At 70.4% G+C, this 12,133-nt stretch carries 11 protein-coding genes; 6 read left to right on the top strand and 5 right to left on the bottom strand.

Annotated elements, in window-relative coordinates; translation table 11 throughout:
- Positions 1 to 118: 118 nt before the first annotated feature.
- The gene (locus VF794_RS11040) at positions 119 to 1,045 is read left to right on the top strand and encodes a class I SAM-dependent methyltransferase (protein WP_331109496.1); all 927 of its coding nucleotides are present in this window, start codon (positions 119 to 121) and stop codon (positions 1,043 to 1,045) included.
- A gap of 6 nt (positions 1,046 to 1,051) precedes the next feature.
- On the opposite strand, the gene VF794_RS11045 is transcribed toward VF794_RS11040, so the two are convergent.
- Positions 1,052 to 1,405 carry a PilZ domain-containing protein gene (locus tag VF794_RS11045; protein WP_331109498.1) on the bottom strand — a complete coding sequence of 118 codons (354 nt, stop codon included), beginning with the start codon at positions 1,403 to 1,405 and terminating at the stop codon, positions 1,052 to 1,054.
- 83 nt (positions 1,406 to 1,488) lie between these two features.
- Between VF794_RS11045 and VF794_RS11050 the strand changes: the two genes are divergently transcribed.
- Positions 1,489 to 1,878: a hypothetical protein gene (locus VF794_RS11050; protein WP_331109500.1), complete on the top strand. Its 390-nt coding sequence runs from the start codon at positions 1,489 to 1,491 to the stop codon at positions 1,876 to 1,878.
- 24 nt (positions 1,879 to 1,902) lie between these two features.
- Here VF794_RS11050 and VF794_RS11055 read toward each other — a convergent pair whose 3' ends face one another.
- Together VF794_RS11055 and msrB are read right to left on the bottom strand one after the other, a co-directional pair.
- The gene (locus VF794_RS11055) at positions 1,903 to 2,409 is read right to left on the bottom strand and encodes a hypothetical protein (RefSeq protein WP_331109502.1); all 507 of its coding nucleotides are present in this window, start codon (positions 2,407 to 2,409) and stop codon (positions 1,903 to 1,905) included.
- An 83-nt stretch (positions 2,410 to 2,492) separates the two neighbouring features.
- On the bottom strand, positions 2,493 to 2,930 hold the full coding sequence (gene msrB, locus VF794_RS11060) for a peptide-methionine (R)-S-oxide reductase MsrB (RefSeq protein WP_331109504.1): 438 nt from the start codon (positions 2,928 to 2,930) through the stop codon (positions 2,493 to 2,495).
- Positions 2,931 to 3,213: 283 nt separating this feature from the next.
- Here msrB and dnaN point away from each other — a divergent pair, with 283 nt between their 5' ends.
- From dnaN to VF794_RS11080, 4 genes are all read left to right on the top strand, one after another.
- Complete coding sequence (gene dnaN, locus VF794_RS11065; RefSeq protein WP_331109506.1) at positions 3,214 to 4,320, top strand: DNA polymerase III subunit beta; 1,107 nt, start codon at positions 3,214 to 3,216, stop codon at positions 4,318 to 4,320.
- 31 nt (positions 4,321 to 4,351) lie between these two features.
- Positions 4,352 to 5,437, top strand: a complete 1,086-nt coding sequence (locus VF794_RS11070) for an acyltransferase family protein (RefSeq protein ID WP_331109508.1) — start codon at positions 4,352 to 4,354, stop codon at positions 5,435 to 5,437.
- 135 nt (positions 5,438 to 5,572) lie between these two features.
- Positions 5,573 to 5,962, top strand: a complete 390-nt coding sequence (locus VF794_RS11075) for a hypothetical protein (protein WP_331109510.1) — start codon at positions 5,573 to 5,575, stop codon at positions 5,960 to 5,962.
- Between the two features lie 147 nt (positions 5,963 to 6,109).
- A complete protein-coding gene (locus VF794_RS11080; protein WP_331109512.1) occupies positions 6,110 to 9,241 on the top strand; it encodes a sensor histidine kinase in 3,132 nt (1,043 codons plus the stop codon).
- Positions 9,242 to 9,254: 13 nt separating this feature from the next.
- Here the strand turns inward: VF794_RS11080 and VF794_RS11085 are convergent, their stop codons facing one another.
- Complete coding sequence (locus VF794_RS11085) at positions 9,255 to 10,319, bottom strand: cysteine synthase A (protein ID WP_331109514.1); 1,065 nt, start codon at positions 10,317 to 10,319, stop codon at positions 9,255 to 9,257.
- A gap of 160 nt (positions 10,320 to 10,479) precedes the next feature.
- Positions 10,480 to 12,054 carry an aromatic amino acid hydroxylase gene (locus tag VF794_RS11090; protein ID WP_331109516.1) on the bottom strand — a complete coding sequence of 525 codons (1,575 nt, stop codon included), beginning with the start codon at positions 12,052 to 12,054 and terminating at the stop codon, positions 10,480 to 10,482.
- Positions 12,055 to 12,133 lie beyond the last annotated feature (79 nt).

The raw sequence follows: 12,133 nt of genomic DNA on the forward strand, positions 1-12,133 counted from the left end.
GGGCCCCCTCCCGCGCCCACGTTAGGGTGGAGCGGCCTTGAATACGCTCGCTCGTCGCCTTGCCCCCTTTGAGCCCCCCTCCTCGTTCGCGACCGCGCTCTCCTCCTTGCTGGCCTGGATGGCGGAGCTGGAAAACTCCGCTCGTGTCAGGAGCGCTCCCACCCAAGCGGATGTACTCCAGCTGGAGGCGCTCCTGGTCGACCTCTGGCGGTTGGGGGGGACGCCTGGCGCACCGGGCCTCGCCCGCGCCTCGCCAGAGCAGGCCCGCTTCCGGGCCGAGGCCGGGCCGCGCTTCTGGAGCAGCGCGGTGCTGCGGCGCTGCTGGGAGAAGCCCCGGGGCTACGCGGGAGACTTCCTGATGATGGAGGCACTCTACCGGCACACGCCCACCGGAGAGACGCCCTTCGAGCGGTGGATGGACGCGTGGGCGTTGGAGCTGCCGGGCTTCCAGGCGGTGCGCAACCGGCGCGACTTGTTGAGCCAGATGCTGCGCGAGGAACACGCCCGGGGGGCGCGCCGGGTGATGAACGTGGCATCCGGCTCGGCGCCGGAGCTCGTCGCGGTGGCGCGGGAGATCTCCTTCGACACGGTGACGCTGCTGGATCAGGACCAGGGCGCGCTGGACGCGGCCCTCGCCCACTTCAACCGGGTGGGGGCGCTGCCCGCCACGCGGCACGAGGCGCTGCGGTTGTGGTGTGGCTCGGTGTTGGAGCTGCTGCGCAATCGCAGTGAGCTGCCCGCCGGCTCGCAGGACTTCATCTACTCCATCGGGCTCTACGACTACCTGACGGAGCGCTTCGCCCGGCGGCTCACCGAGAAGCTGTGGAACGGGCTGGCCCCGGGCGGCCAGTTGGTGCTGGGCAACTTCAACGGGCACCACCCCATGCACCACTTCACCGAGAGCGCGCTGGACTGGTACCTCGTCTATCGCGACCCGGAGGACCTGCTGCGGCTGGTGGACGGACTGCCCGGCGTGGAGCGAGCGCAGGTGCGGACCGAGGACACCGGCTGCCTGCACCTCCTCGTGGCGCGCAAGGCGGGTTAGCCAGGTTCAGAAGAGCTGCTCGGGGTCCTCATGCGGGCCTTGCTCCTGGCTGATGAGCTTCAGCAGGGGGGCATCGTCCGGCAGGTAGGGCTCGAAGTCGGCGGCCACGGCGTACCACGAGCCCGCCAGCGGGCGCGTGCGGATCACCTTGAAGGCCCGCGGGGGCCGGCCGAGGGCGGGGAGATGGACCTCGACGCGCTCTCCCACCTTCATCGCCACGGGCGTGACGAGGAGACATCCGGAGCGCGAGATGTTGAAGATCTCCCCCGCCACCTCGACCTCTCCGCGGAGGAACTGGATGCCCAGGCGGACCCGGTGGCGTGGATGACGACGGCGCTCGTGACCGGTCAAGCTGCTCATTCCTCCATCGTACACCCAGAGGGGCACGGGGGCGGAACAGGAGCCATGTCGTCTGGCGGCCTGTTTCGGGTAACGATGGGCCCATGTGCACGCTGCTCGGATTGTTGGGCGGGCTGCTCCTCATCGGGTGGCTCGCGTATGCGCTCTTCCTCTGGCGAGGGGAGAAGGCGGCCAGCGTGCGTCACAAGGAGCAGCTCCGTCCGTGTGGCACCGAGGAGCTCTTCTCCCGCGCGTGGAACTGGGGCCCGCTGGGCCGTCACGCGGACCTCTCCGAGGTGAAGGCGTTCCGCTCGATGTTGGAGCAGCACCGCTACGAGGAGCTGCTCCAGGACTGGCGCGCCCTCACGTCCGGCCTGTTCGCCTTGGAGGAGCACGTCGCGGGCGGCGCGCCCCAGGTCTACGACAGCGGGGCCTACCGCGTCCTGCGCGACTACGTGGAGGTGCTCCACGAGCGCCAGCAACGCGGGGAGTAACGTGATTTTTCCCGCGAAACGGGACTACTGAACCAGCCTGGTCACGCGCAGCACGGTGGCGGCGCCAGCGGGGCCCGCGTTGGGCACGGTGTCCACGGTGGCCTCCACCTTGATGCCGGCATGCATGGTGGCCTCCAGCAGGCCCGCGCGCTTCTCCTCGCTGACGTTCAACGCGGACAGGTCGACGTCGGTGACCGGGAGCGGCTCGTCATTGGGGCGGTCGGGCCGGCTGACGGAGTAGGTGGGGCACGGGGCGGCCATGCAGCGCACGCCGCTGTGCTTCACGAAGAAGACGGCGGGGCCCCGCTCGGCGGGCGCGCCGGGCGCCGCGGCCGCGGTGCCACCCGAGGGCAGCTCCTCGGTGGGCTTCACGGCCTCGCCCTGGACGGGCTTGTCATTGACGGGAGCTTCCATCTGGGCCGGAGGCGTGCCGCCGGACTCGGCGGGCTGGTTGGGGGTGGCGTTCTTGCTACAGCCGGCCAGCAGGCCAAGGGCGAGGGCGGCGGACAGGAGAGGCTGACGCAGGGTCATGGTTCGGACTCCGAGAGGGGGACGCGGCAGTCTCGCCGCCTCCCCGGCGGGTTGCCACTATCCCGACGCGAATGCGGCCCGGCTCATTCATAGGCCGGGGCACTCAGGCCCTCGGCCTGGACGTCCTCCTCGGGTTCGAAGGCCAGGGCCGCCGACTGGATGCAGAAGCGCAGCCCGGTGGGGGACGGTCCATCGGAGAAGACGTGGCCGAGGTGGGCGCCGCAGCGGCTGCACGTCACCTCGACGCGGGGCGTGAAGTGCGTGCGATCCTCGTGCTGGGCGATATGGCGGGGGTTGAGCGGGGCCCAGAAGCTGGGCCAGCCCGTGCCCGAGTCGAACTTCGTCTTCGACGAGAAGAGCGTGGAGCCGCACCCGGCACAGCAATAGAGGCCCTCGCCCTCATGGTCCCACCAGGCGCCGGTGAAGGGCGGCTCGCTGCCCTTCTCGCGCATGACCCGGTATTGCTCCGGGGTGAGCTGCTGCCGCCACTCGTCGTCGGATTTGTAGACCCTGTCGTGCATGGCGTCCTCCTCGCGGCCCCGGCCTTCCCTAGTAATGGATGCGGGGGGGCCTGGAAGCAGCGACCGAGCGGGTGGCTGGTAGGCGCACCTGCTACTTGTGTGCCAGGAGGTAGGGAAGAGACCCAGGGCCTCGTCCGGTCGTATGCTGGACGAGGAAGCATGACTTGGGAAGTCACCTCGTCACTTCGTTGACGGCCCCGGGTTCCCGGGCTACATCCGACCGGGGCGGCCGAGAGGTCGCCACTCCTTCCTGTACCGCAGGTTCTTCAAGGACCCCCCCGAGATGGAATTCCGCATCGCCGCCGACGAGCTGAAGAAGGCCCTCTACCGCGCCCAGGGCATCGTGGAGCGCAAGACGACGATGCCCATCCTCGCCAACGTGCTCGTCACCGCCCACAAGACGGGCGTGAGCGTGACGGCCTTCGACCTGGAGATCGGCATCGTCTCCGAGCACCCGGCCGAGGTCATCAAGCCGGGCGCGGTGACGCTGAGCGCCAAGTACGTCTTCGACATCGTCCAGAACCTCCCGGACGCCCACGTCACGCTCAAGAAGCTGGCGAACAACTACGTGGAGATCTCCAGCGGCTCGGCGCACTTCAAGATCGTCGGCACCGCGCCCGAGGAGTACCCGAAGCTGCCGCGCGAGGAGAGCGCGCCGCTGGTGCAGGTGACGGGCGCCACGCTGCTGGAGATGATCAAGAAGACGCAGTTCGCCATCTCCACGGACGAGACGCGCTACATCCTCAACGGCGTCTTCTTCGAGCCGCAGCCGGGCGGCAAGGTGCGCATGGTGGCCACGGACGGTCACCGCCTGTCGCTCATCGAGCGCGAGCTGCCCGGGGACTTCAAGCTCAAGAGCGGCGTCATCATCCCGCGCAAGGGCCTGCTGGAGCTCAAGCGGCTGCTGGACGAGGCGCCCGACGCCGAGTGCCACCTGGGCTTCGCGGAGAACTCGGCCCTCTTCAAGAAGACGGGCCTGACGATGGTGATGCGGCTCATCGACGGGCAGTTCCCCGAGTACCAGCGCGTCATCCCCAAGGAAGGGGAGAAGGCGGTGCTGGTGCCCAAGACGCGGCTGCTCGAGGGCCTCAAGCGCATCGCGCTGCTGAGCGCCGACAAGAGCTACGCGGTGCGCGTGGGCCTGTCGGAGAACCAGCTCCTCATCACCGCCAACAACCCGGACCTGGGCGAGGCCAAGGACGCGCTGGACATCGCCTACCGGGGCACGGCCATCACCATCGGCTTCAACGCGCGCTACCTCATCGACGTGCTGGGTGTGACGGACACGGACGAGGTGGCCTTCGAGCTGGGTGACGAGCACAGCCCCGGCGTGCTGCACGCCCCGGGTGACCGCAGCTTCACGGCCGTGGTCATGCCCATGCGCGTCTGAGGCCGCTCGCCGTCCCGTCGTCTCGGCTGTCATGTCTTCTCAATCACCCGCCGCTGGGGTGTCCGCTCCTGGCTCGGCCCCTCGCAACATGGGGCTGGACCGGGCGCGAGCCGTGGCCGTGGTGGCCATGGTGATGGGCCACACGCTGGACGCGGTGCTCTCGGACGCCGCGCGCGAGGGCCCGGGGATGCTGGCGTACTGGTCCATGCGGGCCGTCACCGCGCCGCTGTTCCTCTTCGTGGCGGGGTGGGCCTTCGCCACCACGGTGCAGCGCACGGACGCCGGGGGCATGAGCGTGCTGCGCCGCTACCTGCCGCGCGTGGGGTTGCTGCTCGGCTGGGGTTACCTTTTGCGTTGGCCCGGTTGGGGGCTGCCCGCGCTGTTCGCCGGGGACCCGGCGGTGTGGCGCCACTTCCTGGCCTTCGATGCGTTGCACGGCGTGGCCGGAGCGCTGCTGCTGGGCGCGGGCGTGCTGGCCCTGCCCGGTGGGCGCGCGGTGAGGATGGGCCTGCTGGCGGCGCTCACGGTGCTCTTCCCCCTGGCGAGCCCGTGGGTGCGCGCCTCGGTGGAGTCCGGCGGGTGGCCGCTCGCGCTGGAGCAGGCGCTGGCGGGAAAGACCTCCAACTTCCCCCTCTTCCCCTGGGCGGCGTACTTCTTCGCGGGAGGCTTCACCGGACTCGGGCTGGGGCTGGTGAGGCGGGTGCCGCAGTGGCGGGTGATGATGGGGACGGGCACGGGGCTGCTCGTGCTGATGGCGCTGTGGGGCGGGGACCCGAAGGTGAGCGACCCGACGCTGGTGGTGTGGCGGTTGGGGTTGCTGGGCGTGGTGGCGGGACTGGCCATGTTGCTGCCCTCGCGCCTGGACGGACTGATGGGGCCCGTGGGGCGCGCGTCGCTCTGGGTGTACGTCGTCCACCTGCCCCTCGCGTATGGCTGGTCCACCTTCGCGGGACTGGCGAGCCGGCTGGGGCGCTCGCAGGAAGTGCTGCCGGCGCTGGGCCTCGCGCTGGGCGTGCTCGCGGTGTCGCTGGCCCTCGCCCTGCCGGCCCAGAAGCTGTACCGCCTCCGGCGCGAGCTGGGGCGCGAGGAGACTGCCCAGCCCGCGCTCCGGGTTTGACTCACCACGTCACATCTCCCGCAAATCCATACAGACATGGAGGGTAGGGTTTCGCGCGCCAGAAGTTCGCGTTGAGTCCAGCCTGATGTTACCCAGGCATCGCTCTCAACGAAGTCACTTCCAGGAGATGTCCAGATGCGCAAGTTCCTCTTCAGCGTTGCCGTCCTTGCTCTGTCCGCGGTCGGTTGCGCCTCCCCCGAGGCCGTGTGCGAGGCCGGCGTGGACCAGGTGTGTGAGCGCCAGTTCGAGTGCCAGTCGGCCGCGGCGAAGGAGTCCGAGGGCTTCAAGAGCGCCTTCGGCACCAGCGTGGAGGACTGTAAGACCAGGCTGTACACGGCCAACAACTGCGCGGCCCGCAAGGAGGACAACGACAACTGCACCGGCTCCAACGCGGGCAAGACCTTCGACCTGGGCGCGGCCTCGGACTGCTCGAAGGCGCGCGCGAAGCTCGCCTGCGCCGACTACCTCGCGCAGTTCCAGGATCCGACCAAGAGCCCGGCGGTGTGCGCCCAGGTCTGCAAGTAGTCATCCGCGACACCACCCGCTGTCGGGGTGCACGGGCTGGTCTCCTCTCGGGGGCCGGCCCTTTGTGTTGTCGGGGACCCGGTCCGTTCCTACCCACCTCTGAGCCGCTTGCCCCTGATGATAGGCTGGCGCCCGAGGTGTCGCGTCATGTTGTCGAGTCGAATCGCCGTGCTCCTGGCCGTGGGGCTCGTCGCCCTGGTGGGGCGCGAGGCGAGTGGTGGAGAGCCTCCGGGGCGCATCGGGTTCCGCAGTTACGGCACGGATGCCGGCATCGAGAACCACGACATGTCCTGCGTCTTCCAGGACGGGGAAGGGTTCGTGTGGGTCTGCGCCGCGGACGCGGTGTACCGCTTCGATGGTGAGCGCTTCGAGCGCTTCGGTTTCGAGTCCGGCCTGCCGTCGGTGAGCGTCCGGGACATGACGCTCGACCCCGGGGGCCGGCTGCTGCTGGTGACGCAGAAGGGCGTGGTCCGCTGGGACGGGGCCCGCTTCGTCCCCGTGCCGATGGAGGGGGTGCCTCCGCGGGTGTTGAGCCTCCGCCTGGACTCCGCCGGGCGGATGGTGGTGGGGACCGAGCTGGGGCCGTACGTGGAGGTGGAGCCAGGGCGCTTCGCCCCGGACCCCGAGTGGCCGGGAGGACCGGCCGTGGCGCTCTGGGCGGATGCCTCGGGTGCGCTCCAGGTGGCCTCGGGCTCCAGACTCCTGAGCCGTGACGCCCAGGGGCGGTGGAGCGTCCAGGAGGTGCGGGGGCACAACAAGGCCAGCATTTCCCTCGTGCGGGATGGGCAGGGCCGGCTGTGGCTGAGCGGCGATGGGTGGCTGGTCATGCAGCCGCGCGAGGGCGCGCCGCTCGAGGAGCGCTCCGACCTTCTCAAGGGATTGATGGGCGCCGGGCGCCGGCTGCGCCTGGGGAGCCGGGGGCAGCTGCTGGTGCCGAACTATCGAGGCCTGCTCGTGGTGGAGGGCGAGCGTGTGGAGCTCCTGCGACTGGCCCTCTCGGAGCGGTCGGCGCGGATGCGCGACGTCCTGGAGGACCGCGAGGGCTCGCTCTGGGTCGTCAGCATGGGCGTGCACCGCTCCCTGGGGCGCGGGCTGTGGCGTGTGCACGACTCCGCCTCCGGGCTTCCGTCGAGCATGCTCTGGGGGCTGAACCGCGGCGCGGATGGGACGCTGTGGGTGGGCACCGACGCGGGGCTCGTGCGCGGCACGTCCGAGGGCTGGGTCCCCGTCCCAGGGCTGGGCGGGTATTCCCTCAAGTCGGTGAAGGTGCAGGCGGACGGCGTCGTGTGGGCCGCGGGCAACCCCACCGGGCTGCACCGCTACGAGCCCAGGAGCGGCAAGCTGCGCTCGTTCCGTGAGGAGTCCGGCTACACGGCGCAGTACACCTTCGACATGGTGTGGGAGCCCGATGGCACCCTGTGGACGGCCACCTCCTCCGGCCTGCTGCGAGGGGTACGCACCGGCGAGCAGTGGGCCTTCGAGCCGGTGCTGCCGCCCAGCCGCAGGACGTTCTTCGGCGGCGTGGAGCGGGACAGGCAGGGGCGGCTGTGGGCCTCGGGGGACGGGCTCTACGTGCGCGACCAGGGCACGTTCCGGCGCCTGGGCACCGCCGAGGGGCTGCGGGACGACCGCGTGCGCTACCTGCTCATCCGGCGCGACGGCCGCGTGTGCGTGTCCTATGTGGAGCCGCTGGGGTTCAGCTGCTTCACCTACCAGGACGGGCGTCTCATCGACGGGTTCCACCTGGACCGGAGCACCGGGCTGCACAACGGCATCGTCTACATGCTCGGCGAGGACACGGCGGGCCGGCTCTGGGCGGGGACCGGGGCCGGGGTGCACGTGGTGGGGGACCAGGGGGTGCTCGAGCACTTCGGTGCGAGCGGAGGCGCCCCGGGCGACGACTGTAGCGGCAACTCCTTCCTGGCGGACGCGGATGGCGTGGTGTGGGTGGGCACCTCGAATGGCCTCGGTCGCTTCGATGGCACTCGCTACACCGGCCCGGCGGCTCCCCCGCGCGTGGTGCTGCTGGCCACCCGCCTCGGAGCGCGCGCGTTCACCCAGCCCCCAGAGGAGGGGGTCGAGGTCGAGCACCGCGAGGGCTCTCTGGAGGTCCGCTTCGCCGACGTGGGGGCCTTCGACGAGGAGAGCGTGGAGCACGAGGTGCGACTGGTGGGGTTGGACGACTGGCACGCCGTCCCGGGCCGCTCGGTGCACTACAGCGCGCTTCCCCCGGGGCAGTACCGCTTCGAGGCGCGGGCGCGGAACGACCGGGGGGCGTGGGGCCCGGTGGCCGGGCTCGCCCTGGTGGTGCACCCGCCGTGGTGGGCGTCCTGGTGGGCGCGAGGGCTGGGCGTGCTGCTGCTGGGGGCGGCCGTGGTGGGCGTGGTGCGCTGGCGGGACTTCACCCTGCGGCGCAGGAACGCCGAGCTGGAGCGCCTCGTGGAGGCCCGCACCGCCGAGCTCCACCAGGCCCGCGAGAAGGTGCTTCAGGCGGAGAAGCTCTCCGCCATGGGGCAGCTGCTGGCGAGGCTCTCGCATGAGATCAACAACCCGCTCACCGCCATCCACAACAACCTGCCGCCGGTGCGCGAGTACTTCGAGCAGCTGGCCGAGGCGCTGCGGCGCTGCCGCGAGCGGCTGGTGGCCCACCCCGAGGACGTCCAGGAACTGGAGCGGCTGTGGAAGGAGCTGGATGTGGACTTCGTGCTCGAGGACGCCCCCGATGCGCTGGAGGGGATGTGGAACGCGTCCGAGCGCATCCGCTCCATGCAGGCCGACCTGCGCGCCTTCCTGCGCGGTGAGCGCCCCCGATTGACGCCCGGAGACCTCAACCAGGTGGTGCACGAATCGGTCGAGCTCATCCGTCGCTCCCTGCCCTCGGGCATGCGGGTGGAGGTCCAGTGTGGCGAGCTGCCGCGGTTTTCCTTCCACCCCGGGCAGTTGGGGCAGGTGCTGCTGAACCTGCTGCGCAACGCACTCGACGCGCTGGGCCCTCAGGGCGAGGTGCGGGTCAGCACCTCGGTGCGGGACGGGATGATCGAGCTGGTGGTGGCCGATGACGGCCCGGGCATTCCGCCGGAGCTGAGGGCTCGCGTCTTCGAGCCCTTCTTCACCACGAAGGACGTGGGGAAGGGCACGGGGCTGGGGCTGGCCATCTGCCGGCAGCTCGTCATGGAGAACCACGGAGGCACGCTCGAGCTGGACGCGTCCGTGGCACGGGGCGCCTGCTTCCGGGTGCGGCTGCCCCTCGACGACGCCGAGCGCGCGCGGGTGGCGTGAGGGCTCCTCGCCCTCAGGAGGCCTTGGCGAAGAGCAGGTCGCGCAGGAGCGTGCCCGCGACGGAGGACTCGGGGCCGTGCTCCAGCCAGGGCGGGACGGGCAGGTCCTTGGAGCGCAGGAAGGCGGGGTTGAAGAGCTTGCTCGTGTAGCGGTTGCCGGAGTCGCACAGCACGGTGACGATGGTGTGTCCCGGCCCCAGCAGCCGGGCGAGGCGGATGGCCCCGGCGATGTTGATGGCGCTGGAGCCTCCGAGGCACAGGCCCTCGTGCTCGAGCAGGTCGAAGAGGAGGGGGAGGGCCTCGGCGTCGGAAATCTGGAAGGCCTCGTCTATGGGGGCGCCCACGAGGTTGGCGGTGATGCGAGCCTGGCCGATGCCCTCGGTGATGGAGGAGCCCTCGGACTTGAGTTCGCCGTGGGCGTACCAGTGGTAGAGCGCGGCGCCCAGGGGGTCCGCGAGCCCGATGACGATGTTGGGGTTGCGCTCCTTGAGGGCGAGGCCCACGCCGGCCAGGGTGCCGCCGGAGCCGACGGCGCAGACGAAGCCGTCCAGACGGCCCTCGGTCTGGCGCCAGATTTCAGGGCCGGTGGTCTCGAGGTGGGCCCTCCGGTTGGCGACGTTGTCGAACTGGTTGGCCCAGACGGCGCCGTGGGGCTCGCGGGCGTTGAGCGCCTCGGCGAGGCGGCCGGAGAGCTTCACGTAGTTGTTGGGCTCCTTGTAGGGGACGGCGGGCACCTCGAGGAGCTCGGCGCCCATGAGCCGGAGCATGTCCTTCTTCTCCTGGCTCTGGGTGTCGGGGATGACGATGACGGTGCGGTAGCCCAGGGCGTTGCCCACGAGCGCCAGCCCGATGCCGGTGTTGCCGGCCGTGCCCTCGACGATGGTGCCACCGGGGCGCAGCAGGCCGCGGGCGATGGCATCGCGGATGATGAAGAGGGCGGCCCGGTCCTTCACCGACTGGCCCGGGTTGAGGAACTCGGCCTTCCCGAGAATGGTGCAGCCCGTCAGCTCGGAGGCACGCCTCAGCTTGATGAGCGGCGTGTTCCCAATGGTCTCGATGATGTCTTTCCGGATTTGCATGGGGGCCCGAGGGGAAACCTGAATAAACCACGAAGTCCGGTTGGAGGCCCAATCCCCCCGACGTGGGGGCTCTTCCGGAAGCAGGCGAGCAGGCGTGAATGGACAAAGGGCCCGAACCCCGAGGAGAGGGGATTCAGGCCCGAGGTGCTTCAAGGGGGGTTTATGCGCGCGTGGGCTTCCGCAGCTCCTCGACCTCGACCCGGAGGAGCCAGTCGTCCTTGAAGTCCGTGGCGGCGCGGGCGATCTGCTCCAGGCGCTCGGGCTTGATGGCGCCCGTCTCACGCATGGTGCGCACCTCGCGGTAGAGCGCCCCGAGCGACGGGTGCAGCGCCGTGGCCTTCTTCGCGCGGGCCTTGGCCTCTCCCTCGCCCTCGGCGAAGGCATTGAGCTCGCCGAACCAGCGGTCCCACGCGCCCGGGTCCGCCGGGCCACCGGCCACCGAGGGCAGTCCCTCGCTCAAGAAGAGCTGGGTCACGCTGGGCAGCTCCACCGGACGGCCCTTCAGCTCCCCGCGCAGGTTGAGCACCTCACCTCCGCCCACGGCGAAGCCCTGGAGCTTCAGGCCGCTGGCGAGCTCGAGCTGGAAGGAGCCCTTGTCCGGCAGCTCTCCGGCGCCAAACGCCACCAGCGCGAGCCCCGGCCAAGGCTTGCCCTCGGCCTTGCCCCCGCGCGACACCATCACCGGGCCCTCCAGGCGCACCAGCGCGGAGGTGAGGCCCTCGGCCACCGGACGAGCACCGGGAAGCGCCTCCACCACGCGAGCGGTGATCTCCCGACCATCCGTCAGCACCAGGTGGTTCACGGTGCGCGCCTGGATGGCCTCCTTCAGGCCGTGGTCGCCCCCGCGCTTCCACGCCAGCGTGGCCTCGAACTCGGCCAGCACCTCGAAGAGGTGCTCGAAGTCCCGCGCCACGAAGAGCTGCGGCTGCATCCGGGTGATGTCGTACTCGGTGTCCGCGCACTGGAGGCTCAGCGGCAGCTTCTTCACCGCGTCGGTGATGCAATGCTTCGCCTCGCCGATGCTGGAGAGCAGGCCGGCGCCGTAGAGGCGCGGCTGTGCCACGGTGCCGATCAGACCGTACTCCGCCGTCCACCAGTAGAGCCGCGAGGCACGGGTGCTCTCGCTCACGTAGCGGCGGCTCTGGTTGGCCGCCTCCAGCCGGGCCTGGGCGTGGGCGACCTCCGCCTCCGTCGCCGTGGGGTCCTCCTTCACCACGCTCAAGTTGCGGATGGCCTGGAAGACGGCCTCGTCCTCCACCGTGGCGATCGCCTTGAAGCCCACCAGCCCGCAGCGCTTGAGGTACTCGGCATAGCGCGCGTTGGCGATGATGGGCGCGTGGCCCGCGCTCTCGTGGACGATGTCCGGCGCCGGCGTGTACGCGATGTGCTCGTGAGTACGGATGTCCGCGGCGATCGCCAGCACGCCCATGGCCTGCAGCTCGGTGAACACCGCGGGCGGGATGAAGCCGCGCACGCCCACCGCCGCCCAGCCGAGCTTGGACAGCTTCTCGTTCATCTCATCCAGGCTGGGGATGCGCTCCACGCCGATGCCCGTGGCCTCCAGGCCCTCGAGGTACACCGGGTGCGCCTTGTCGCTCAGGTGGCTCCGGAGCTGGCCGAGGATGTGGCGCCAGACCGCCTGGTCTCTCGGGGTATAGGCGTCGTAGTTCTGGCTCACCACATAGCGCCGCAGATGCGCGGGCAGTCGGGCGATGGTCCGTTCGGTCGGCGTCATCGGTGCGTCTCCCTCTGCTGAGATTCTAAGGACGGAGGGCCGTGACGGAAATCCGATAAAAACCGACGTCTTATTCGTT

This window comes from Archangium sp. (assembly GCF_036389735.1).
GTDB lineage: Bacteria > Myxococcota > Myxococcia > Myxococcales > Myxococcaceae > Archangium.